This is a genomic window from Larkinella bovis (assembly GCF_042655385.1).
GTDB lineage: Bacteria > Bacteroidota > Bacteroidia > Cytophagales > Spirosomataceae > Larkinella > Larkinella bovis.
Window position 1 is genome coordinate 55,982 of the sequence record NZ_JBHSMA010000006.1, and the last position, 22,614, is coordinate 78,595.

Here is a 22,614-nt window from a genome sequence, read left to right on the forward strand (position 1 = left end):
AGTTAAGAGTGAAGAGTTGCGTTTTTAAGGGGTAAGTTTCTGAAAGTCAGCAATAATGGTGTCGGCTAAAGCAGCGGTTGGTAGCTGCCCGTCAAGCCAGCGGATGTTCAGTCCGTCGCGTTCCAGTTTGCGGAAAAAGGTCATCTGGCGTTTGGCAAACTGATGAATGGCGGTTTCCAGCCGGGCCACCATCGTCGGATAATCCAGTTCGCCCTGGAGGTACTGGGTAATAAATTTATATTCCAGGCCGTAAAAAATCAGCTTTTCTGCCGGAATGCCACGGGCCAGTAACTGGTGTACTTCCTCAATCAACCCGGTTTGGAGCCGGTGGTGCAGCCGTTCGGTGATTCGCTGCCGACGCCGTTCAACGGGTAAATCAAGACCAAAAACCGTCGCAGCGGGCAAGGTCACCGAGTCGGGAAGTGCGGTTTGAGGGTTTTCGGCTAAATGCGTAGCAATTTCAATCGCCCGGATCAGGCGCTTTCGGGTGGACGTATCGGCCAAGTCAGTATAGGTAGAAGGCGTTTGCCGAAACCGCTCCCGCAATTCCTCGTTGGTAAAATCATCCAGTTCAAGGCGCAAGGCCGTATTCGGCGGAATGGCGGTGAATTGATGTCCTTTCAGAATGGCTTCGAGGTACAAACCGGTGCCTCCGCACAAAACCGGAACGCGGCCGTGTGCGAGGATGGAAGGAAGAACCCGGTTGAAATCCTGCTGAAATTGGTACAGATTGTACTCCGCTCCCGCATCGACGATGTTAATGAGGTGATAGGGAATGGTTTGATTGTCAGTACGGTATTCGTCCAGGTCTTTGCCCGTGCCGATGTCCATGTCCCGGTATACCTGCCGGGAGTCCACACTCACGACTTCGCCATTCAACCGCCGGGCAACCTCCACCGCCAGCCGCGTTTTGCCGCTCGCCGTCGGCCCCAGAATGACGATCATTTTTTGCATAGCGGGTTTTTACGGGTTTGAGTACTCGGTTTACGGGATTCGGTTTATCGTACGGTTTCCCGCCGGACTGGGACGCACTTTTATTCAGAATGCGTCAGCCACTGTAAACCGAATACTGAAAACCGGATACCGTCACAAAATCTTCACAAACTTACGACTCCCCGCATTATAAACCGGAATGTACCCCTGGGCGGACAGGTCGCTTTCGGCCAGACCGCCCGGCAGATGGTGCGGATAATACCGGATACACTCGTCCGGGCGGAGCCAGAAGGCCTGCGGTTCGGTGAGTTCCAGCCGCGTGAACCCCAGTTTTTCGTAACTCTGGCCGTCGGACCAGTCGCGGTCGGCATACGTCATGAGGTCATCGGGTTGAACCGCCGTAATAAACGCTTTGAGGAGTTTGTCCAGCCCGCCGACGACCGTACAGTTTAGCCGGTTGGCAAACCGCACCAGTTCGACCGAGCGGTGCAATAGCCCGTTGCGGGCAATCCGGCGCGGGTGACTGAAGGTGGCGACGGCAACGAGTAGTTCCGGTTCCGGACGGGTTTTGGCCAGAAAGTCCGCCGATAAAACCCGGAAATACCGTTCCGGCAGGAACAGACCGTACTTGTATTTGACCTGGGTAACGACCTGGAGGTGATTGGCCTGTAAAAACCGCTCGGTGGTCGGCTTGTCGATCCGCCGGACCTGCGTCAGCCGGGCCGGAATGCGCTCCGAAAGACCGGCCAGGGCCCGAAGCCGCGACAGCACAATGTCCGGTTTCTGACGCCAGACATCCTCCCAGATGTGAATCAGCCGCCAGCCGTCGGCCGAAAACCGCTCGCTGAGTTGCTGAAAAAAGAGCTGGGCGTCGGGCCGCTGGTAAAAATGGCGATAGGTGTCAAAATCGATGCAATGCAGAAGAACGGGCGTTTCGGCCACCCGGAAAAGGGAAAAGGGCGTATCAATTGAAGGGACAAATGCGTTTAACGCAAGCTGGGTGGAAAGAGTCTTTTGAAAACCGAGAGAGAATTTTATGGCGGTGTTTTCCAACGGATTGGCGTAAAAAAATGTCTAGTAATGAAAGGGCTTCAGGAAATAACGGGAAAACTCCGAAATAATAGTATAATTGCTAAGTTAATTCAGTTCGCTTACGACCTAAACGATCGAACTTATAACCCTTGCCAATGAATCGTATTGCCCTCATGGTTATGCTGATAACCGTTCTTCCGGGATGCGCCGTTTTCGGGCAAATCGCTCCAGCCGATAGCGCATTTCGAGCCCATGCCATTCAGTACGCGCACACCAGTTACGTACGTTCCACCAAAGATCAGGCCCGGTTTTACAACGGGGCGGAATACGTGGGACACTTGTCGCGGATCAAAGGGCACCCTTACCTCGATTCACTCTGGCAGGTTGGAACGCTGACGTACGATGGCGTTACGTACCAGAATGTCGGTTTACAGTATGATCTGGTAAACGATGTCGTGGTGGTTACGCACATTGACAGCGTCTACCGCATCCAGTTGCAAAGCATCAAAGTTAGCCGGTTTTCCATCCCCAACCATACGGTCGTCCGGATTGTCAACGACACCACGACCCGGGACATTGGCCTGCGAACCGGTTTTTATGAACAACTCTACGACGGTCGCTCGAAAGTGGTGGCCCGGCGGGTTAAAACCATCAAAACCGACTATTCCCAGAACGTTGTCAAGGAGGAGTATTTATCGGAAAATAACTACTATATCGGGAAAAACGGTCGCTATTTTCCCGTTAAAACCAAACGATCCGTGCTGAATTTACTGGCCGATCAGAAAAAGCTGCTCCGAAAATATATGCGTGAAAACCGCATCAACTTCAGAGCTAACCGCGAAACCGCACTCGTAAAACTAACGCAGCAATACGACGCCTTGTCCCGCTAATATGACGAAACTGTACCGAATTTCTTTGCTCGTATCCTGTTTTGTGCTTTGGCTGACCGACGGTTTCGGCCAGTCGGTCAGCGATAAGCCCGTTCGTGGACCGTTTACCGGATCGTTTGTGCAGTTTATGCAGGAGGTGGAGAACCAGACGCCTTACCGGTTTTTCTATGATGTACGCCGGGTCGATAGCGTCCGGGTCGATTATCCGAACAACACCCCTCAACCGCTCCCCATCGTATTGCAGCAAGTGCTGGAAGGAACCGGTCTGTTCTACGCCATCGACGCCAAAAAACGGGTTTTCATTACGACGGAACGCGGTATCCGGACGGATTTACCCATCGGTTTTTTTGACCGGGGCGCGGCCACGGAAAGCGATACGGGTATCGTCGATTATTTGGCCGAAAAAGAAAAACGACGGCTGACGCTGGAAACCAGTCTGTTTAATATTGGCCGCCGTCCGCTGCGGCCCGGAAATGCCAACCTGGCGGGCCACATCCGCAACGCGGCTTCCGGCGAACCGGTGATCGGTGCGGCCGTTTACATCGACAAACCGCGCATTGGGGTTATTACCGACCAGTTTGGGTATTACTCGATTACACTGCCGCGCGGGCGGCACGAACTGCACCTGCGGAGCATCGGGATGAAGGACACAAAGCGGCAGATCATGCTCTATTCCGACGGCAAACTGGAGATCGAAATGGAGGACGACGTCATTGCGCTGAAGGAAGTGGTGATCGAGGCCGAGAAGGACGTGAACGTGTCGGGGCTGCAAATGGGGCTCGAAAGGCTGGACATCCGGACGCTGAAGCAGGTGCCGACGGCTTTTGGCGAGGCCGATCTGCTCAAAGTGGTGCTGACGCTGCCGGGCGTGAAATCGGTGGGCGAGAGTAACGTTGGCCTGAACGTGCGGGGCGGTTCGACGGATCAGAACCTGATTCTGTACAATGACGCGACGATTTATAATCCCTCGCACCTGTTCGGTTTTTTCTCCGCGTTCAATCCCGACATGATTAAAAACGTGGAGTTGTACAAAAGCGGGATTCCGTCGCGGTATGGCGGTCGGTTGTCGTCGGTGCTGGAAGTAACCACGCGCGACGGGAACAAGAAAAAGCTGGCCGGCTCAGGTGGTATCGGCGTGCTGACGGGCCGTCTGACGCTGGAAGGACCGATCATCAAGGAAAAGTCCTCGTTTCTGATCGGAGCCCGCTCGACCTATTCCGACTGGTTGTTAAAAAATCTGAAAAACCAGGCTTTCCGCAACAGCCGGGCCGGTTTTTACGACCTGAACGCCCATATTACCCACGAATTCAGCGAGAAAAATACGATTTACCTCACCGGTTATTACAGCCAGGACCAGTTCCGGCTCAACAGCGATACCACGTATCAGTACAACAATCTGAACGCGTCGGTCAAGTGGAAACACATTTTCAACCCGAAACTCTACAGCGTTTTTACGGCTACGACCAGCCGTTACAATTATTCGGTATCAAGCGAACAGAATCCGGTCAATGCCTACCGGTTGAAGTTTCAGGTTGATCAATCGACGTTCAAAACCGACTTCAACTATTACCCGACGGCCAAACACACGCTGGATTTTGGCGTTAGTTCGAACCTCTACAAACTGCGACCGGGTAGTTTCCAGCCGGTGGGCGCGGAGTCGCTGGTGCGGCCCGATGTGGTCAGCAGCGAGCAGGCCCTGGAAAGCGCGGTGTATGTAGGCGACCGGTTTGACATTTCACCGCGGCTGTCGATTCATTTCGGGTTGCGGTATTCGCTCTTCAATTACCTCGGGCCGAAGAATGTGTATGTGTATCCGAACGGTTCGCCCAGAACCGAAAGCAACATTCAGGATACGCTGTCGTACGGTGCCGGGAAAAATATCAAGACCTACCACGGCCCGGAATACCGGATTTCGGCGCGGTATGCGTTCTCGCCCGATGCCTCGATCAAGGTCAGCTTCAACCGGATGCGCCAGTATCTGCACATGCTGTCGAACACTACGGCCATGTCGCCCACCGATATCTGGAAGCTCAGCGACCCCAATATTTTGCCGCAGGTGGGCGATCAGTTTTCACTCGGACTGTATAAGAATCTGAAAAACAACACGGTCGAACTGTCGGTTGAGGGCTATTACAAAACGATGCAGAACGTGCTCGATTTCCGCAGCGGGGCGACGCTGATCATGAACCATCACCCGGAAACGGAGGTGGTCCGGGCGGAAGGGCTGGCCTACGGCGTGGAATTTCTGATCAAAAAGCTGACCGGGCGGTTTAACGGCTGGCTGAGTTACACGTATTCCCGTACGTTCCTGCGCGTCGATCAGAGTGTTCCGCAGGAGAAAATTAACAAGGGCGACTATTACCCGAGTAACTTCGACAAACCGCACGACGCTACCTGGGTAGGCAATTACCGCATCAACCGCCGGTTCAGTGTTTCGCTCAACTTTACGTACAGCACCGGGCGACCCATTACGCTGCCGCTGGCCAAGTACGAACTGGCGGGTTCGCCCAGGGTTTTTTACTCGGAACGGAATCAATACCGGATTCCGGACTATTACCGCGCCGACCTGTCACTCAATATCGAGGGCAATCACAAGATCAGGAAGCTGGCACATAGTTCCTGGACGGTGGCGGTCTATAACCTGACCGGTCGCCGGAATGCCTACTCGGTCTACTTTACGTCGCTGGGCGGGGTGGTTCGGGGGTATAAGTTGTCCATTTTTGGGCAGGCTATCCCGACCATTACCTATAATTTCAAATTTTAAGGGAGCATGCGAAAGTATCTATCCATCATCCTCATTGCCGTCATCGGAAGCTGCGTCGATCCGTACCGGCCCCCGGAGATATCGGCTCCCAATACGTACCTGGTGGTTGACGGTTTTCTGAACGGGGCTGGCACCAGCACCATCCGGCTATCGCGTACCCAGAACCTGTCGGAATACCAGAAACCGCCCGTGGAAACCAAAGCAACGGTCCGGGTGGAAGCCGAGCAAGGCGGTTCGCAAAACTTTGTGGATAAAGGCGACGGCACCTATACACTGACCGACGGCGGGTTGCAGTTTGGCCAGAAATACCGGTTGCGCATCCGGACCAGCGCCGGGCGCGAATACCTGTCGGACTATGTCGTCATCAAGAAAACGCCGAAGATCGACAGCGTAAGCTGGCGACCGCTGGACGAGGGCTTGCAATTTTACGTGACCACGCACGATCCGACCAACAATACGAAATACTACCGCTGGGACTACGAAGAAACCTGGGAGTATTACTCGGCTTTTTACTCCCACGTCGAATACCTGAACAAAGCCTTTCGGTACCGCCAGGATAATGTCAATCATTGCTGGCGGGGCGGTAAATCGACGGGCATTTTCGTGGGGTCGTCGGTGAAATTAACGTCGGACGTGATCAATCAATATCCGCTGGTTATTGTCTCCCATTCGGCGTCCAACCGCCTGAAAGTCCGGTATAGCCTGCTGGTCAAACAGTACGCCCTGACCGACGAAGCTTACGAATACTGGCAAAACCTGCGAAAGAACACGGAAAGTTTAGGGTCGTTGTTTGATCCGCAGCCGTTTCAGACCATTGGCAATATTCACGGCGTCACGGATCCGAACGAAACCGTGGTGGGCTACCTGAGCGGTTATTCCGTCGAGGAAAAGCGCATTTTTGTCACTGTACAGGAGTTGCCGTCCTGGCGGATCCCAACCGGTTACGAATCCTGCGTGGAAGATACGTTGCCGATAAGACCCACGCGCGAAAAACCGTCGGCGGCCGAAATGGCGGAGGCCGGGATGGAGCCCATTGATGAAATTCTTTCGATGTCGGGTCAGGTGATTGCCTACCGGATGAGTTCGGAGTCCTGCGTCGACTGCCGCACGGTCGGAACCAATGTTAAACCCAGTTTCTGGTAGTCGAAACCGGGGCTTAGTTCTCACGGAAATGATTGGAAGTAAACGATATAACTGGGTCGGGGTGTTGCTGTTGCTGGTGTTCGTTTTCGATGGCTGCGTCGATCTGTACCAGCCCCCGGAAGTATCGGCTCCGAATACGTACCTGGTGGTCGACGGTTTTCTGAACGGGGCCGGCACCAGCACCATCCGGCTGTCGCGCACCCAGAACCTGGCGGAAAACCGGAAACCGCCCGTGGAAACCAACGCGCTGGTGCAGGTGGAAGCCGAGCAAGGCGGTTCGCAAAACTTTGTGGATAAAGGCGACGGCACCTATACGCTGACCGACGGCGGGTTGCAGTTTGGCCAGAACTACCGGTTGCGGATTAAAACCGCCAATGGGCGTAGCTACTTGTCGGACTATGTAACCATTAAACGGACGCCAAAAATCGACAGCCTGACCTGGAAACCGCAACGTGAAGGAGTCCAGTTTTACGTGACCACGCACGATCCGACCAATAGTACGAAATACTACCGCTGGGAATACGAAGAAACCTGGGAATATTATTCGGCTTTTTACTCCCAGTTTGAATACCTGAACCGGGAGTTTGTGTACCGGCCGGAAAATATTAATCATTGCTGGCGAACGGAAAAATCAACGGGTATTTCGGTCGGTTCATCGGTCAAACTGACGCAGGATGTCATCAACCAACTGCCGCTGGTGTTCGTCTCCCATTCGGCCTCCAATCGGCTGAAGGTCCGGTATAGCCTGTTGGTCAAACAGTACGCCCTGACCAACGAAGCGTATGAGTACTGGCTGAATTTGAAAAAGAACACGGAAAGTTTAGGGTCGTTGTTTGATCCGCAGCCGTTTCAGACCATCGGCAATATTCACGGCGTCACGGATCCGAACGAATTCGTGGTGGGGTACCTGAGCGGTTATTCCGTTGAGGAGAAACGCCTTTTCGTCTCTCCCCTGGAATTGCCGTCCTGGCGGGTTCCGACCGGTTATGAAGGCTGCGAAGCCGATACCTTCCTGCTGAATCCCCCGCCGGAGGAGGTGGGAGCCGAGCCCATGGCGGAAGCCGGCTGGCTGCCGATTGATGCGATTATTTCGCCCCAGGGCATCGTTTATGCGTACCGGCTGGGGCCCCCGGACTGCGTTGACTGCCGACTAGTAGGGACCAATGTCAAACCAAGTTTCTGGTAAAAGAAAACGCGCTGCTACACAGCTATGAAGTCGATAAAAAAAATAGTCCTATCCACGGTCGCGGTTTTGCTGACACAGGTCGTTCCCCAAACCGCCTGGGCTCAGCCCGACCCGCAGAACCCGATCCGGCAGCAACTCGATGCCTACCGAAACCGGATGTTGCAGGAAAAGCTTTTTGTGCATACCGATCGCTCGTTTTACGTCGCGGGCGAACTACTCTGGTTCAAGATCAATTACGTGGATGGGACGTTTCATAAACCGCTGTCGCTGAGCAAGGTCGCGTATCTGGAAGTGCTCGATCGCGAAAACCGCCCGGTTTTGCAGGCCAAAGTGGCGCTGGCCGATGGCACGGGCAGCGGCTCGTTGTTTCTGCCCACCACGCTGGCGTCGGGCCATTATCTGGTGCGGGCGTATACGAACTGGATGAAAAATTTCAGCCCGGACTATTTCTTCGAAAAACCGGTCACGATTGTCAATTCGTTCCGGAAACTGGAACTGCCGGTGCAGAAAGATACACTGGCCTACGATGTACAGTTTTTTGCGGAAGGTGGCAACCTGGTCCGCAACCTGCCCGGCAACGTGGCGTTCAAAATTGTTGGTGCTGACGGAAAAGGTATTGACTTGCAGGGTGTTGTTATTGATCAGGCCAATGATACAGTGGCCCGGCTAAAACCGCTCAAATTTGGTATGGGGCGGTTTGCGCTGACCCCCGCCGAAGGCAGACAATACCGGGCGGTGCTGACTGACGGGCGCGGACGGACCTTTACACGACCGCTGCCGACGGTTCAGGCGCAGGGGTACACCATGCAGGTGGAAGAAGCCGGGAACGAGCAGCTTCGGGTGACGGTGAAGGCCAGCACGGATGCAGCCCCGGTTTACCTGTTGACGCACACGCGCCTGGCCGCCATTCGGGCCGATCAGCAGACGCTACGCGATCATACAGCCTCGTTCGTCATCGACAAAAAAGCCCTCGGCGAAGGCATTTCGCACCTGACGGTTTTTGACGCCAACCGAAAACCGGTTTCCGAACGGCTGTATTTCAAACGGCCCCAGCGTCGGCTGGCGATCGATACCAAACAGACCAGCGGGCTTTTATCGACGCGCGAAAAAGCGGTTTTTGAAGTGACGGCGAAGGACGAAACCGGGCAACCCGCCCTGGCGGATCTTTCCGTGGCGGTGTACCGGATCGATTCGCTGCAAATGGCCGAATCCGGCGATATTTCGACCTACCTGATGCTGACGTCCGATTTGCGGGGTGTTGTCGAATCGCCGGACTATTACTTTACGACGACCGGGACCGAGGTGACCGAAGCCACCGACAACCTGATGCTGACGCAGGGCTGGCGCCGGTTTCGGTGGGATACGGTCCTGAATTCCAATTCCATAACGAATGAATACGTACCGGAAGTGAACGGCCATTTTATTCGCGGCAAAGTTGTTCATGGCGAAACCGGCCAGCCGGGCCAGAATATGGGAGCGTACCTGACGGTTCCGGGCAAACACATTCTGTTGTATGGTTCGCGGTCGGATCACGACGGCCGGGTTCAGTTCGAGATGAAGGCGTTTTATGGCCCGAAAGATATTGTAGCGCTCTTAAATCCGAAAGACAGCATCTACCGGCTTGAGTTCCAGAATCCATTTCTGGAGCGGTTTTCGGCCACCCGCCTGCCGGTTTTTGATTTTTCGCCTGCGCAGAAAGAAACGCTGGTGGCACGCAGTGTTCCGATGCAGGCCCAGAACGCGTATTACCGCGAAAACCTGGTCCGGTATCAGTACCCGAAAGTCGATAGTATACCGTTCTACGGAAAACCGGATGAGCAATATCGGCTCGACGATTTTACCCGGTTTCCGGTCATGGAAGAGGTGTTCCGGGAGTATGTGCCGGGCGTGATGGCCCGCAAAAACCGGGATGGGTACCGCATCCGGCTGCTCGATACGCCGCATAAGGAGTTTTTTGCGGACAATCCGCTGGTGCTGCTCGACGGGCTTCCGATTTTCAACATGGACAAGGTGATGACCATCGATCCGCGAAAAGTGCAGCGGCTGGAGGTGGTGACCCGGAAATACATCGTCGGCCCGCTGGTGTTCGACGGCATCATTAGCTTTACGAGCTACAAAGGTGATCTGGCGGGCTACCGGCCCGACGCCAAAGCCCTGCTGGCCGATTACGAAGGCTTGCAGATTCCGCGCGATTTTTACGCCCCGCGTTACGAAACGGCCCAGCAGGCCAACAGCCGTCTGCCCGACCTGCGCACGTTGCTGTACTGGACGCCCGCGCTGAAAACCGATGCGGAGGGGAAAGCCCGGCTTGACTTTTATACCTCCGACGAAGATGGAAAATACCGGGTTGTTGTCAACGGGATTTCCGCCGACGGTCGGGTGGGGAGTCAGCAGAGCACGTTCGAGGTTTCGGGGGTGCTTAAGTGATGTGTACAAAATGTTCGTCTGCCATCTTCAATCAAGGATTCTCTCAGCGAAGGGTGAGGATTTCTAAAACCGCCTTCCCGTATGAACTTTACCAAACTAGTTCCGAACGTGTTTTACGTGGACATCAACGATGGCTTAAAGCTATTTGTGGAGTGCCTTGAGTTCACGATTGAACACGACGAATTGGATACAAATCATCCATTTTGTGTCCTTGGAAAAAATGGGTTACGGATTAACCTGTTTGAAAATGCAGCCTTAGCAAATGAACACAATCCGGAATTCAGGTTAGAAACTGATGATATCGAGGAGGTGTATCAAAAAATAGCCACGACCCATCCTGACTTTCTGCATCCCAACCTGAGTTCAATTACGCTTCGGCCCTGGGGCGCGAAGGAATTCGCGTTGAGGGATACTCAACTGGGGATTGTTATTCAGCAATGGTAGGCTTTCCTCCTCCCTGGTTGAGGTGGTATAACACCTTGATCAGAATCCGGTTACATCAGAGAATGCTGCTCAGTTTTTCCCGCTCCGACCAGTCGATTTTTTCGGAACCGGTATTTTCCAGCAGGTGGTTGATGAAGGTCGCAATCCGGGTCGGAACGTAACCGGCCGCCGTGTTGTCGATCAGGGAGATTTTCCGTTTTACAAATTTCCCAACCAGCGATTTATCCGCCAGTTCGAAAAGAAAATTGGTTTTGGTGATGCTGTTATTGAAAAAATACGGATTGCTGCCGGTAATGTAGTTGATCAGAATCAGTCGCGACGACGATTCCTTGACCACGGCGTGGAGCCGGATTTGCTTCTGGGCGTCGAGGTAAACGCCCAGATCCATTTTTTCTTTCGGAAAAACCGTCTGTAGGTAGTCGTTGGCCGATCGTCGGAACTGCTCCTTGGTTTCGCGTTCTTCTTTCTCCACAAACTCAATTTCGGACATGCTGACCATCGCGGCAATGAAATTCGAGAGGTCGAACACCAGTGAGGGAACGGCCACGGGCGTGATGGTCTTTTTGTAGAAATAGGTTTTCTGGCTTGGTCCTTTTATTTCCTTGATTCCGAAAGCGTTAAAGTAGTGATGCAGGATTTTTCGAAACGTGTCGTCTTCCAGGTTGAAGCCGTTTTCGTAAAAACCGTTATCGACCCAGCCACCGTCGGAAACGATGTATTCATCGTCTTTGTACGAGAGGAAAACCGAAATAAACTTCTGCGTCGTCGTCGTATACGGCGTAATAATTTCCAGGGATTTTCCCCGTTCCTTGAACGTCCAGAGCTGGCCGAAAGCGTTTTTAATGTCGTTGTAGATTTCCTCGAATACCATTACAAAAACAAAACCGTTGAGTTGGGGTCTTTCTGGGTCACGTGCAGCGGCAGGGCATGGGGCAAAACCCGGATCAGCGGAAACTCGTCGTCGCGCAGGTTCAGTCTGGCTTCCTGGCAGAAATAAACCAGGCTGCGGTTGATGTCTTCCACCGTATTGGGTTCCTTTTCACCCGGTTGCAACACCATTTTGTAGGTGACAGCCGCTCCCTGTGCGCTAAAATGATTGAAATGCGGAGTGGTGACGCGCTGGTTCGCGAGCGGAATGGCTTCATCGGCGTTGCGGTGGGCGCAGCCGTCGCTGTGAAACTGAAAAAACGGTTCTTCGCTCAAGTCTTCACACTGTAATTCAAACCGGAAAAAGTCGTGATCGTTGGCTTTTACGCGAACCGCCAGCGTGATTTCTGCATCGAGATCGCAGTGCGACACGATGGCTTTTCCCTCCAGAAAGGGGCTATTTCTGTCTATTTTAACGACATCGACCGTATCCCGGAGCACGTATTTATGCTCCCGCAGCAGTTTCCGATACAGGTCGTATTTGCTTCGAATCGCTGGTACTACTGACATGCCGAACCTGGATTAAAACAAACGATAGCCTTCTTGTGACCCAAACGGAAAAACGCTCCGGTAGGCGATAGATTGCTTCGTTGACGAAAAAAGGTGACAGGTAAGTACGCAAAAGAAATTGAGAAAGCGGAGTATATGAAGAAAATTAATGTGTTTTAGGTCCGTAAACGTATCGTTCGACAACCGCTAAAAAATGAACAGATTTCCGGTTTCGAGTCGAAACCGCTGGTGGAGCTGCTCGCTGGTGGCGGGTCTGCTGGCCGGTTGGCTGAGCCTGGTTTCGGTGGTTGCGCAAACCGCCCAATCCGGCGAATTACGGGTGGAGGTGGTCACGGGAACGCCCGCGAAACCAACGCCCGTACGGGTTCGGTTGACGCAGCTGGGCCGGGTGGTCAGGCAGTTGCCGCCGGAAGCCATCGGCGTCATGTACGGTTTATGGGACCATGCCGACGGGTTTGCCTTTCAACCCGACAGCTCGTTTTACGTCAATGGCCGGTTTCGTCTGAAATTGCCCGCAGGAACCTACCAGCTAACGCTTTCGAAAGGGCCGGAATTTCTCGATCAATACCATCAGGTGGTCGTTACCGCCGGGAAAACGCAGCAAAAGACCTTTCGGCTGACGCGCTGGATCGACATGGCGGCCCGGGGCTGGTATTCGACCGATGGTCACATTCATATCCGGCGTTCCCCGCGCGAAAACCCGCTGCTGATGAGCTGGCTCCAGGCCGAAGATGTGCGGGTGGGCGTGCTGCTCCGCATGGGCGATTTCTGGGAAACCTATTATCCGCAGTATGCCTTTGGCGAACCGGGCGTTTATCAGCAAAATAACTACCTGCTCGTTTCGGGTCAGGAAGACCCCCGAACGCCCGAACTCGGCCACGCTTTGGGCTACGGCGCTTCCGACAAGGTGCGGTTTTCGAAGGAATACTACTATTACGATACGGTTTTTGATCGACTCCACCAGTTGGGCGGCTTAACCGGTTATGCCCACCACGCCGAAACCTTTCACGGCTACCGGGGCCTGACGCTCGACGGGCTGCGGGGCAAAGTGGATGTATTGGAGATTTTACAGTACTGCGTGGACGCCAATCCCTTGCGAACGGCGCATTATTACCATCTGCTGGATCTGGGTTTTCCGGTCACGGCCACGGCGGGCTCGGATTTCCCGTGGTGCGGGCAGGATCACGACCACGGTTCGCCGGAACATTCGGCGCGGATTGGCAACGCCCGGTTTTATGTTTTCACCGAACAACCGCTGACCAGTCAATCGTGGAAGGAAGGTTTAAAAGCCGGTCATACCGTCGTCACGAGCGGGCCAATGCTCGATTTCCGGATCAACAATGCCCGGCCCGGTGACCGATTAAACGTAAAAAAAGGCGAAAAATTAACGATTTCCGTTCAGGCTTTCGGCCATCAGAAACAGGTTCCTTTGGAGCGCATCGAACTGGTGGGACACGGAAAAGTATTAGCCAGCGCCACGAACAACCAGCCGGGGCAGTCGGCCAGTCGGTTGAGTTTGCAACTCGAGGTCGACACCCTGACGCGGGGCATCTGGCTGGCGGCCCGCTGTTTTGCCGGACCACAGCAGGCGGCTCATACTACGCCCATTTACGTAACCGTCGAGGGGGGCGGTTTTCACAATCCAGAAACCGCTGACCGCTACCTGAAGCTGAGTGAAAGCTATTTGCGGGAAATTGAGCAGGAACTGGAAAAGGAACGTGATCAACCAGAATTCCAGTTATGGCACTACAAAAAGGGGCTTAAAACCCGGATTGCCGAAACGCGGGAAGTGATCGGAGAATTGAAGAAGCGGTTTAGACAAGAGCGGTGAGACAAAAGAAAAAAGACTACGCTGGTTTTCGGTAAAACCGGTCTTGCTTCTCTCGTCTCACCGCTCCTGTTTTACTTCTTTTATCGCATCTCGGCCTTCTCAATGCCCCGAATCACCAGCATTCCTTTCGTCCAGCGGGCCAATTCGTTGAGCATGACGTGAGCGGATTTATGGCTGATTTCGTTGGGGGTGAATCCGGACTCTTCGTTGATAAACTGCTCGAAGAACGGAATATTGACGGCTTCGAACAGCGGAACGACTTTCAGAGCAATCAGGTCGGCCTTCAGCGCCGTAGCGGCCCGGGTTCCGGCCGAAATGCCGCCGTAGCTGACAATGCCGGCGGCTTTGTAGCCCCATTCCTGAACCAGGTATTCCAGGGCATTTTTCAGCGGGGCCGGGTAACTATGGTCGTATTCCGCCGTGACAAAAATAAACGCATCGGCCTCTTCAATCCGGGCGCTCCACTGTTTGGTGTGTTCATGCTCGTATTGCTTCAAACGCGGGTGGGCCAGTTCGTTCATGATTGGCAGGTTGATTTCCGCCAGATCCAGCACTTCAACGGCAAAATCACCGTGTTGCCGGGCCAGTTCCGCCATCCAGTTAACGACCAGCGGGCCTTTTCGACTGGGCCGGACGGTCGAGTTAATAATCTTCAGGTTGTACATGATCATTGGGTTACTTGAAATTGCGCTGCGCGATTACAACTCCCCAATATCCTCGTTCCAGACTTCCGGTTTTTGAGCGATAAATTGGTTCATCATGTCGACGCATTCCGGCAGATCGAGGTCGATGACTTCGACGCCGTGTTGTTCCATGAACTCCCGCGCTCCGGCAAAGGTTCGCGATTCGCCCACGATGACCTTCGGAATTTTGAACTGCACGATGGTGCCGGCGCACATGTAACACGGCATGAGCGTGGAATAAATGACGGTCTGGCGGAACGAACCGACGCGCCCGGCGTTGTTGAGGCAATCCATTTCGCCGTGCAGAATCGGGTTGTTTTCCTGCACTCGTTTGTTGTGGCCCGAAGCCACCAGCTTACCGTCCTTCACCAGCGCCGAGCCGATGGGAATACCGCCCTCCGACAGGCTCTTCCGGGCCTGCCGAATGGCTTCCTGCATGAATTCATCGTTCATCATAAAACCGGGTTTCTATAAATCAGCCCACGGTTTAAACCGTGGGCCTGCTATATGGTTAGATTTTTTTAGAAACCGTTTTAACGGTTTGAGGGTCCGCCGGCTTCTTTGCCCACCGCGAAAGCAATGGGCATCAATCAACCGGGGGTACCATTAACGCCGTTTCCGGTCTTTGGGCGCTTTTACGGTTTTGGCGCGTTTGTCACCCGATGATGTGCCGGAACGTCTTTTGGAACGGCTTTCACCATCGTTGTTTTCCCGGCGGGTCAGGCGGTTTTTAAGGGTCAGCTTGACTGCTCCCTTGTCCTCAACCAGCCATAAATCCAGGCTTCGGCGGGCCAGATTGGCTTCTTTCACGCGCACCGTCACGGCGTCACCGAAGGCAAAAATCTTCTTGTTTCGTTTGCCAATCAGCCGGTAATTGTCCTTGTCGAATTCGTAGAAATCGTCCTCCAGATCGGTCATGCGGACCAGCCCTTCGGCGCTGGTTTCGGTGATTTCGACAAAAAAACCGAAGTCGGTTACGCCCGTAATTACGCCCTGGAACGGCTGGTCGCGGTCCATCCGGCTCATAAACTCCACCTGCTTGTACTTGATCGACGCCCGCTCGGCTTCCACGGCCACGCGTTCGCGGTCGGAGGAATGTTTGCACCGGGCTTCGAATTCCTCCCGGTCCACCGATTTGCCGCCGTTGAGGTAATGCTGCAACAGGCGGTGCGCCATCATGTCGGGGTAGCGACGAATCGGCGAGGTAAAGTGCGAATACCGCCGGAAAGCGAGCCCAAAGTGGCCGATGTCTTCGGTGCTGTACCGCGCCTTGGCCATCGTCCGGATGGCGAGCTGTTGCAGGGCATTCTGCTCGGGCTGCCCTTCGAGGCTGTCCATCATCGTGTTGAACGATTTCGACAACTCCTTCTGGTCATCGACCTTGAGCTTGTAGCCAAACCGGTTCGCAAAAACCGCAAAGGTGCGCAGCTTCTCGAAATCCGGCGAATCGTGCACCCGGTAGACCATCACGTTCGGGTGGTCTCCGCGCGACGAACCGTGGACGAACTCGGCGACCCGCTTGTTGGCGAGCAGCATAAATTCCTCGATCAGTTTGTGGGCATCTTTCCGGATTTTCGGATACACCGACAGCGGTACGCCGTTTTCGTCCAGTTTGAATTTCACTTCAACGGTTTCGAAATTAATTGCGCCGTGCCGAAACCGCTCATCGCGTAGTTTGAACGCGAGTTCGTTCAGGAGCCGGAGTTCTTCCAGGTAATCACCCTGTCCGCGATCAACCACGTCCTGCGCTTCCTCGTAGGCAAACCGGCGGTCGGAATGAATAACCGTCCGGCCAAACCATTCCTTTTTGATTTTGGCGTCGGGCGTGAGTTCAAAAACCGCCGAAAAGGTCAGTTTGTCCTCGTTGGGCCGCAGCGAACAGAGGTTGTTCGACAGCTTCTCGGGCAGCATCGGCACCACGCGATCCACCAGATACACCGACGTGCCACGTTTGAAGGCTTCATCTTCCAGTGCCGTGCCCGGCTGAATATAGTGCGTAACATCGGCGATGTGCACCCCGATTTCGTAATGGCCGTTTTCCAGAATCTGAACCGACAGCGCATCGTCGAAATCCTTGGCATCTTCGGGGTCGATCGTGAAGGTGGTGACCCCGCGCAGGTCACGCCGTTTCTGAATTTCCTCGTCCGGTATTTGTTCCGAAATCCGTTCCGATTCCTGTTCGACGGCTGCCGGAAAATGAATCGGCAGGCCGAATTCGGCCAGAATGGCGTGCATCTCGGTGTTATGTTCACCGGCCTGGCCCAACACCGCCGTAACCTCGCCTTCGGGCCGGTGCCGATCGTCGGGGAAGCGGGTCAGCCGGACGATCACTTTGTCACCGTCCCTGGCGTCGCCCAGTTTATCCTTTGGAATGTAAATTTCCTCGTAAATCCGCTTGCTGTCGGGAATCACCTGTCCGTAATTCGGCCAGGTTTCGATGCGGCCCACCAGTTCGGATCGGCCGCGTTCCACAATTTCCGTCACCCGGCCTTCGGTTCGGCGGTTGCGGTTTTGCGAACCGCGCGAAAAACTACCGGCATTCGAAGAGCCACTCAGACGCGTCACTTTCACTTTATCGCCGTCGATGGCACCGTTCAGATCGTCGGTGCTGACGTAAATATCATCGTCACGGTCGCCCGAGCCGGTGCTGACGAATGCAAACCGGGGGTTAACGTGATCGACGGTGCCAACGATGGATCGGTCGGTTTCGTTGTATTGGTAGGTGCCGTCCGGGTGGCGGGTTATAATTCCTTCGTCGGTCAGTTCACCAATCAGGCCGTGGGTCAGCAATTTCGTTTTGCGGTCGTAGACGTCAAAATTTTCGAGGACGTCGGCCTGCGAAAACGATTCCTTGCTGTTTATTTCAAAAAAAGCCGCAATGTCGTTCTTCATTTCGTCGAGAAACGAATGGGCCGACTGAACCGGGCTTTTCCGGTTATGGTGTTCTCTTGGTTTATTTCGATTATTTCTCATGTTTTCTAAATCTGAGTGGATTATTTCGCGGAGTTAAGCAGAGTTTTAAAGAGATACACAGAGGCTCCGCTTAGCTCCTGAAACCTCCGCTTAACTCTGCGAAATCCTCTCTTTGTCTTACTCCAGAAGCGTGATGCGTTGTTCTTCTACGAGCGGAGCGCCGAGCAGCCGGAGGTAAACCTGCACCAGCGTCACGATGGAGGCACGGGCGTATTCGCGCACTTTGGCCATTCCCTGCTTCTGGTAATATACTAAACTCGTTTGGTCGCCTGTCAGTTCGAGGGGTTGGGTGGGCAAATTCAGGACCGCAGCCAGCAAATCGAGCGGAACAAAGTGACGGCTATCGCCAAACCGCCACATTTCCAGGACATCCTGGTGCGGAATGTCCCAGGGTTTGCGCCCCGACAGCCGCAGCGTGGCCGGGAGCTGGTGCTCATGAACCAGCATCCGGCGGCACAAATACGGATAGTCAAACTCCTTGCCGTTATGGGCGCAGAGAATAAGTTCGTTGGTCGGGTATTTTTCAATCAGGTTGATAAACTCGCCGAGCAAAGCCGCTTCGTCGTTATTGGCGAGCGTTTTTACTTTCAAAAAGATATTATCGTCGTCGTCCCAGTATAAACCGCCGATGCCGATGCAGACGATCTTGCCGTATTCGGCGTAGTAGGACGCCCGGTTATCGTACCACTTGGCCGCCGACCAGTTTTCTTCGTTCTGGAAATAACTGATTTTCTGCCCCCACTGCTGCCGGATACGTTCGTCGAGTTCGTTGTACGAAGGGGCACCGGCAACGGTTTTGATGTCAATGAATAAGAGGTTTTTGAGTCGTTTCTTCCAGGATACGGGCATAGCAGTGGGATGACAAAGGTCAGGCGTGTACGATTCCTTCCAGCCCTAATTCCTGGATGGGAATCAGGTTCTGTTCGGTAATGCTGTCGGGCACGAAGATAAACTTTTTGTCAAAAATCTGGTCGCCAATGTAGTAACTGACCCAATATTGATTGTTCAGGTGAAACACATCGGGCATGATGGTTTCGACCACCACATACTCACCCGGTTTCAGTTCGGCAAAATAATGCCGCAGCGTAGACGTGGCTTGCGGCTGTTGCGACTCATCCCGAAAACCGTATCCTTTCGAGGTCACAAACACGTTGCGGATGCCGACCGGGTTCTGATTGATCAGATAAACCTGCCATTCGTACGCATTCAGTTCGGTCAGTTTTCGCGCAATCACGACCTGAACGCCTTCTACCGGCAAAAACGAAATATCTCTCTTCATTCTGTTGTAATACCGTACTGCTGTACCGGGCTTTGAGTTAACTCCATGTCAAATAAATCGGCGAGATGGTGACTGACGCGGTCGGTTACTTCGTCCATGGCCACCTCCCGGCCCAACTCGGCCTGCATCGAGGTCACAGCTTTGTCGGCAATGCCACAAGGCACGATGTGATTAAAATAACTCAAATCCGTGTTAATGTTCAACGCAAAACCGTGCATCGTTACCCAGCGGCTCGCTTTCACGCCCATTGCACAGATTTTGCGCGGACCGCTGCCCCGGTTTTCATCGGTGTTATAACCCAGCCAGACCCCCGTCAGGCCATCGATTCGCCCCGCATCCAGGCCGTAGTCGGCCAGGGTCCGGATGATGGCTTCTTCCAGCAGTCGCATGTAGCGGTGGATGTCCGTAAAAAAATTATCCAGGTCCAGAATCGGGTAGCCCACCAGTTGCCCCGGCCCGTGGTAGGTAATGTCACCGCCCCGGTTAATCTTGTAATACGTAGCCCCAATGGTTTGCAAAAAGGCGTCGTTTGCCAGCAAATGTTCGGGCTGGCCGCTCTTGCCCAGCGTATAAACGTGCGGATGCTGACAGAATAACAGGTAGTTGGCGGTTGGAAGCTGCTCGTCGGCCGGCCGGTTTCGGTTCGAAATTTTGGTAGCGACCACACCGGCCAGCAGGCGCTCCTGATAATCCCAGGCCGATTGATAATCAACGAGTCCCAGGTGCTGTATTTCAACCTGTTTAGTGCAATGGTGGTTCATTTTTATAACATCCTTACGGGAAAAACACCAAATGTTGTCTGTTTCGTTCGTATCCGTTCCGGCGGTTTTGCGTCTAAGTTCTAAAAAAGACGATGGCACAACATAACGAGACGGGAAAACAGGGCGAAGACGAAGCCGTTCGGTACCTGGTACAGAAAGGGTACGAAATTCGGGAGCGCAATTACCGGCACCAGCATGCCGAAATCGATCTGGTGGCGCAGAAAGGGAAACTGCTCATTTTTGTGGAAGTTAAAACCCGCAGCAACACCCGCTTTGGCCAGCCCGAGGAGTTTGTAACCTACGCCAAGGCGCGGCTGGTGATGAAAGCCGCCGAACAGTATATTTTCGCCAAAGACTGGCCCTACGATGTTCGTTTCGACATCGTTGCCGTTACGGTATCACCCGAAAGCGTAACGATCCGGCATATCGAAGATGCCTTTTACTAATTTTGTTTCCCACGAAAAAAACGGTAGCTTCGGGAACAGAATTGAGTGATTCATTCAGAAAAACAGTATGCGTTTCCTCGTGCTGCTGATGGCGTTGACCATCAGCACGGCTTATTGTTTTCCGACCCATCCGAAACGAGCGACCTATCGCCCCCGGGTGTATACGGTCGAGCAGTTGCGAAGCGACTTTATGGTGCTTCGGAAGACGCTGGAAGAGCGCCATCCGAGTTTGTACCGGTATGCCTCGCGGGAGGAAATGAACCGGAATTTTGATGCGGTTTTCCGGCAGCTTTACCGCCCGATGACCGAAGTGGAATACCGCGAACTGCTCCGTCCCCTGATCGTCCAGATTCGCTGCGGCCATACCGATGTGCAGGAGTCGCTCACCTCCAGCCGGTCGACCCGAAAACCGCAACCGGAATGGCTCCCGTTTGATATTATCATCCAGAACGATCGGATGTTTATCGGACGAAACCGCAGCACGGATTCTACGCTGGTTTGCGGCACAGAAGTTCTGAAATTAGGCAATTATCCCGTCAAAGAAGTGATTCAGGCCGCCCGCGACCGCTGGCCCTCCGACGGGTATAACCAGACTTTCAAGACCTACTTTCTGGAATTATACCACCTGGAAGAAACCTACTGGCGGCATTTTCAGGGCCGTTCACCCTGGACGCTGACCGTGCGCGACACGACCGCGGCCGAGCGCATCACCACCGTTCGCCGTCGTCCTGTCAGTTCGGGTGATATTCCAACGACCACAACCCCCACCACCGTTAAACGGAATAAGAAAAACCGGCATAAAACCGAGGTGTCTTTTGATGAGGATGCGAAGCTTCAACTGATTCGTTCGCTGCATTTTCTGAACAGCGATTCGACCGCGGCCATGCTCATTATCAATAGTTTCGGATATGACCGCTACGCGTCGTTTCACCGGGAGGTTTTCGAGACGCTGGAAAAACGGAAAGTGCAGGATCTGGTGATCGACCTGCGGCAAAATACCGGCGGCAATGCCGAAATTGGCTCGGATCTGATGTCGTACCTGATGAAATCGGACTTCCGGCAGGTCGATCGGGCCGAATGCCGCGTGCGTCGACCCAACTCCTGTTCGTATTTCGACCGGAAAGAGAAACGCGTTTTGCGGCAGAATTTCCGGTTTATGAAAGCGGAAGGAGGGCGGTATCAGTTTGGCAAATCGAACGTTGGCTGGAACAAACCGGCGTCGGACCACCGCTTCAGCGGCAAAATCTACATTCTGACCAGCGGCCGGACGTTCTCGGCGGCTTCCATTTTCACGGCCAGCCTGAAAGCCCAGCGGCCCGTAACGGTGATCGGGCAGGAAACGGGCGGGGGCGAAGCGGGTTGCAACGGCGGCATCATTCAGACGATGACATTACCCGAAACACGGCTGCGGGTGCGGTTCCCGGTTTTCTGGATTGCCACGGCCAGCCGGAACCCCGATCAGGGCCGGGGCGTCATGCCTGATTATCCGATTGATTACACCGTGCAGGACCGGATCAAACAGCGTGACCGGGATCTGGAAAAAGCCCTCGAACTGATTCAGGAAGGCAAGCGAAAGATGACCGTGCGCTAAATCAATAGGCATTCATAATCAAAAAACCGCCCCGGAACGGGGCGGTTTTTTGATTATCGCCGTGGCTGCGGTTGTTAGAGCTTGACGGAATATTTCTGCGGATACGTTTTGGCTTTGAACTGATCAAACGGTTCTTTGCTGTAATGATCTCCGCCGATGAATGTAATGATCTGATGAAATTCCGGGGCTTTGATGTAGCCGGGAATGGGCTGGATAGCCTGAAATTTTTCGTTCATAAACACCACCGTCGGGTAGCTGAGCTGATTGCGCAATAAGGCAGCCGCCAGCTGGTGATAGCCCCGGCTTCCCTGCGCGACGTACACAAATTTATCTTTTCCGAGCACGATGTCCTCTTTCTGTTCGGCGTTCAGCTTCACAGCATAATAGTTCTTGCTGATGTAATCAACCACCGAAGGATCCGTAAACGTTTCCCGGTCCATGACCTTACACCAGCCACACCAGTCGGTATACACGTCGATAAACACCTTCTTCGGTTTTTTCTGATTTTGCGCAAAGGCTTCTTCAATGGTCATCCACTTGATTTTGCCCGTTTCTTTGGGAACTGTCTGGGGGCGAAACGAGATCAGCGTGACCGCAATCAGCAGCGTGGCGACGATAAACGTGAATAATTTCATGATCGGATCATTTGGGCGAAACGGATTTCGCGAATGGGAATGCCAACAATATAACGAATAGTACTGCCGGAACCATATGCCGGGGCGCTAAGTTCCTGTTCCCTGTTTTGACTCGAAAACCGCCGAAGGGTAACAGGCTCAAGCCAAAAAACGATAGTA

20 protein-coding genes are annotated in these 22,614 nt (G+C 53.8%); 9 read left to right on the plus strand and 11 right to left on the minus strand.

What is annotated here, in order from left to right:
• Positions 1-24: 24 nt before the first annotated feature.
• Together miaA and ACFPMF_RS18450 are read right to left on the minus strand one after the other, a co-directional pair.
• Positions 25-954, minus strand: a complete 930-nt coding sequence (miaA, locus tag ACFPMF_RS18445) for a tRNA (adenosine(37)-N6)-dimethylallyltransferase MiaA (RefSeq protein ID WP_379848081.1) — start codon at positions 952-954, stop codon at positions 25-27.
• Between the two features lie 132 nt (positions 955-1,086).
• Complete coding sequence (locus ACFPMF_RS18450) at positions 1,087-1,875, minus strand: PDDEXK family nuclease (RefSeq protein WP_379848083.1); 789 nt, start codon at positions 1,873-1,875, stop codon at positions 1,087-1,089.
• Positions 1,876-2,120: 245 nt separating this feature from the next.
• On the opposite strand from ACFPMF_RS18450, the gene ACFPMF_RS18455 reads away from it, so the two are divergent.
• The 6 genes from ACFPMF_RS18455 to ACFPMF_RS18480 all read left to right on the plus strand — a co-directional run bounded on the left by ACFPMF_RS18455 (position 2,121) and on the right by ACFPMF_RS18480 (position 10,819).
• A complete protein-coding gene (locus tag ACFPMF_RS18455) occupies positions 2,121-2,855 on the plus strand; it encodes a hypothetical protein (protein ID WP_379848085.1) in 735 nt (244 codons plus the stop codon).
• Between the two features lies 1 nt (position 2,856).
• Complete coding sequence (locus ACFPMF_RS18460; RefSeq protein ID WP_379848087.1) at positions 2,857-5,619, plus strand: TonB-dependent receptor; 2,763 nt, start codon at positions 2,857-2,859, stop codon at positions 5,617-5,619.
• A gap of 6 nt (positions 5,620-5,625) precedes the next feature.
• On the plus strand, positions 5,626-6,762 hold the full coding sequence (locus ACFPMF_RS18465) for a DUF4249 domain-containing protein (protein ID WP_379848089.1): 1,137 nt from the start codon (positions 5,626-5,628) through the stop codon (positions 6,760-6,762).
• Between the two features lie 28 nt (positions 6,763-6,790).
• Positions 6,791-7,948: a DUF4249 domain-containing protein gene (locus tag ACFPMF_RS18470; RefSeq protein ID WP_379848091.1), complete on the plus strand. Its 1,158-nt coding sequence runs from the start codon at positions 6,791-6,793 to the stop codon at positions 7,946-7,948.
• Between the two features lie 24 nt (positions 7,949-7,972).
• Positions 7,973-10,375, plus strand: coding sequence for a hypothetical protein (locus ACFPMF_RS18475; RefSeq protein WP_379848093.1), 2,403 nt, complete (start codon positions 7,973-7,975; stop codon positions 10,373-10,375).
• A gap of 81 nt (positions 10,376-10,456) precedes the next feature.
• The gene (locus tag ACFPMF_RS18480; RefSeq protein ID WP_379848095.1) at positions 10,457-10,819 is read left to right on the plus strand and encodes a VOC family protein; all 363 of its coding nucleotides are present in this window, start codon (positions 10,457-10,459) and stop codon (positions 10,817-10,819) included.
• 55 nt (positions 10,820-10,874) lie between these two features.
• Here ACFPMF_RS18480 and ACFPMF_RS18485 read toward each other — a convergent pair whose 3' ends face one another.
• The gene (locus ACFPMF_RS18485) at positions 10,875-11,690 is read right to left on the minus strand and encodes a hypothetical protein (RefSeq protein WP_379848097.1); all 816 of its coding nucleotides are present in this window, start codon (positions 11,688-11,690) and stop codon (positions 10,875-10,877) included.
• Positions 11,690-12,256 (minus strand): hypothetical protein, encoded by a 567-nt coding sequence (locus ACFPMF_RS18490; RefSeq protein WP_379848099.1) that lies wholly within the window; start codon positions 12,254-12,256, stop codon positions 11,690-11,692. The genes ACFPMF_RS18485 and ACFPMF_RS18490 overlap by 1 nt, the downstream gene beginning before the upstream one ends.
• A gap of 193 nt (positions 12,257-12,449) precedes the next feature.
• On the opposite strand from ACFPMF_RS18490, the gene ACFPMF_RS18495 reads away from it, so the two are divergent.
• Positions 12,450-14,087, plus strand: a complete 1,638-nt coding sequence (locus ACFPMF_RS18495; RefSeq protein ID WP_379848101.1) for a CehA/McbA family metallohydrolase — start codon at positions 12,450-12,452, stop codon at positions 14,085-14,087.
• 80 nt (positions 14,088-14,167) lie between these two features.
• Here the strand turns inward: ACFPMF_RS18495 and ACFPMF_RS18500 are convergent, their stop codons facing one another.
• The 6 genes from ACFPMF_RS18500 to lipB all read right to left on the minus strand — a co-directional run bounded on the left by ACFPMF_RS18500 (position 14,168) and on the right by lipB (position 19,783).
• A complete protein-coding gene (locus ACFPMF_RS18500; protein WP_379848104.1) occupies positions 14,168-14,752 on the minus strand; it encodes an NADPH-dependent FMN reductase in 585 nt (194 codons plus the stop codon).
• Positions 14,753-14,785: 33 nt separating this feature from the next.
• Entirely contained in the window at positions 14,786-15,226 is a 441-nt protein-coding gene (locus ACFPMF_RS18505; RefSeq protein WP_379848106.1) for a nucleoside deaminase, read from the minus strand.
• Between the two features lie 150 nt (positions 15,227-15,376).
• On the minus strand, positions 15,377-17,743 hold the full coding sequence (gene rnr / locus ACFPMF_RS18510) for a ribonuclease R (protein WP_379848108.1): 2,367 nt from the start codon (positions 17,741-17,743) through the stop codon (positions 15,377-15,379).
• 117 nt (positions 17,744-17,860) lie between these two features.
• Entirely contained in the window at positions 17,861-18,592 is a 732-nt protein-coding gene (locus tag ACFPMF_RS18515; protein WP_379848110.1) for a 3'-5' exonuclease, read from the minus strand.
• 19 nt (positions 18,593-18,611) lie between these two features.
• The gene (locus ACFPMF_RS18520) at positions 18,612-19,022 is read right to left on the minus strand and encodes a hypothetical protein (protein ID WP_379848112.1); all 411 of its coding nucleotides are present in this window, start codon (positions 19,020-19,022) and stop codon (positions 18,612-18,614) included.
• Positions 19,019-19,783, minus strand: coding sequence for a lipoyl(octanoyl) transferase LipB (gene lipB, locus ACFPMF_RS18525; RefSeq protein WP_379848115.1), 765 nt, complete (start codon positions 19,781-19,783; stop codon positions 19,019-19,021). The genes ACFPMF_RS18520 and lipB overlap by 4 nt, the downstream gene beginning before the upstream one ends.
• A 92-nt stretch (positions 19,784-19,875) precedes the next feature.
• Between lipB and ACFPMF_RS18530 the strand changes: the two genes are divergently transcribed.
• The gene (locus ACFPMF_RS18530) at positions 19,876-20,229 is read left to right on the plus strand and encodes a YraN family protein (protein WP_379848117.1); all 354 of its coding nucleotides are present in this window, start codon (positions 19,876-19,878) and stop codon (positions 20,227-20,229) included.
• A gap of 67 nt (positions 20,230-20,296) precedes the next feature.
• A complete protein-coding gene (locus ACFPMF_RS18535) occupies positions 20,297-21,820 on the plus strand; it encodes a S41 family peptidase (protein ID WP_379848119.1) in 1,524 nt (507 codons plus the stop codon).
• Positions 21,821-21,894: 74 nt separating this feature from the next.
• Here ACFPMF_RS18535 and ACFPMF_RS18540 read toward each other — a convergent pair whose 3' ends face one another.
• Positions 21,895-22,455: a thioredoxin family protein gene (locus ACFPMF_RS18540; RefSeq protein WP_379848121.1), complete on the minus strand. Its 561-nt coding sequence runs from the start codon at positions 22,453-22,455 to the stop codon at positions 21,895-21,897.
• Positions 22,456-22,614 lie beyond the last annotated feature (159 nt).

Excerpts from the sequence above, each read along its gene's own strand:
- rnr (WP_379848108.1), bottom strand. The coding sequence starts at position 17,743 with ATGAGAAATAATCGAAATAAACCAAGAGAACACCATAACCGGAAAAGC.
- miaA (WP_379848081.1), bottom strand. The coding sequence starts at position 954 with ATGCAAAAAATGATCGTCATTCTGGGGCCGACGGCGAGCGGCAAAACG.
- ACFPMF_RS18515 (WP_379848110.1), bottom strand. The coding sequence starts at position 18,592 with ATGCCCGTATCCTGGAAGAAACGACTCAAAAACCTCTTATTCATTGAC.
- ACFPMF_RS18540 (WP_379848121.1), bottom strand. The coding sequence starts at position 22,455 with ATGAAATTATTCACGTTTATCGTCGCCACGCTGCTGATTGCGGTCACG.
- ACFPMF_RS18495 (WP_379848101.1), top strand. The coding sequence starts at position 12,450 with ATGAACAGATTTCCGGTTTCGAGTCGAAACCGCTGGTGGAGCTGCTCG.
- ACFPMF_RS18480 (WP_379848095.1), top strand. The coding sequence starts at position 10,457 with ATGAACTTTACCAAACTAGTTCCGAACGTGTTTTACGTGGACATCAAC.
- ACFPMF_RS18505 (WP_379848106.1), bottom strand. The coding sequence starts at position 15,226 with ATGATGAACGATGAATTCATGCAGGAAGCCATTCGGCAGGCCCGGAAG.
- ACFPMF_RS18465 (WP_379848089.1), top strand. The coding sequence starts at position 5,626 with ATGCGAAAGTATCTATCCATCATCCTCATTGCCGTCATCGGAAGCTGC.
- lipB (WP_379848115.1), bottom strand. The coding sequence starts at position 19,783 with ATGAACCACCATTGCACTAAACAGGTTGAAATACAGCACCTGGGACTC.
- ACFPMF_RS18520 (WP_379848112.1), bottom strand. The coding sequence starts at position 19,022 with ATGAAGAGAGATATTTCGTTTTTGCCGGTAGAAGGCGTTCAGGTCGTG.
- ACFPMF_RS18470 (WP_379848091.1), top strand. The coding sequence starts at position 6,791 with ATGATTGGAAGTAAACGATATAACTGGGTCGGGGTGTTGCTGTTGCTG.
- ACFPMF_RS18530 (WP_379848117.1), top strand. The coding sequence starts at position 19,876 with ATGGCACAACATAACGAGACGGGAAAACAGGGCGAAGACGAAGCCGTT.
- ACFPMF_RS18500 (WP_379848104.1), bottom strand. The coding sequence starts at position 14,752 with ATGTACAACCTGAAGATTATTAACTCGACCGTCCGGCCCAGTCGAAAA.
- ACFPMF_RS18490 (WP_379848099.1), bottom strand. The coding sequence starts at position 12,256 with ATGTCAGTAGTACCAGCGATTCGAAGCAAATACGACCTGTATCGGAAA.
- ACFPMF_RS18460 (WP_379848087.1), top strand. The coding sequence starts at position 2,857 with ATGACGAAACTGTACCGAATTTCTTTGCTCGTATCCTGTTTTGTGCTT.
- ACFPMF_RS18535 (WP_379848119.1), top strand. The coding sequence starts at position 20,297 with ATGCGTTTCCTCGTGCTGCTGATGGCGTTGACCATCAGCACGGCTTAT.
- ACFPMF_RS18475 (WP_379848093.1), top strand. The coding sequence starts at position 7,973 with ATGAAGTCGATAAAAAAAATAGTCCTATCCACGGTCGCGGTTTTGCTG.
- ACFPMF_RS18455 (WP_379848085.1), top strand. The coding sequence starts at position 2,121 with ATGAATCGTATTGCCCTCATGGTTATGCTGATAACCGTTCTTCCGGGA.
- ACFPMF_RS18485 (WP_379848097.1), bottom strand. The coding sequence starts at position 11,690 with ATGGTATTCGAGGAAATCTACAACGACATTAAAAACGCTTTCGGCCAG.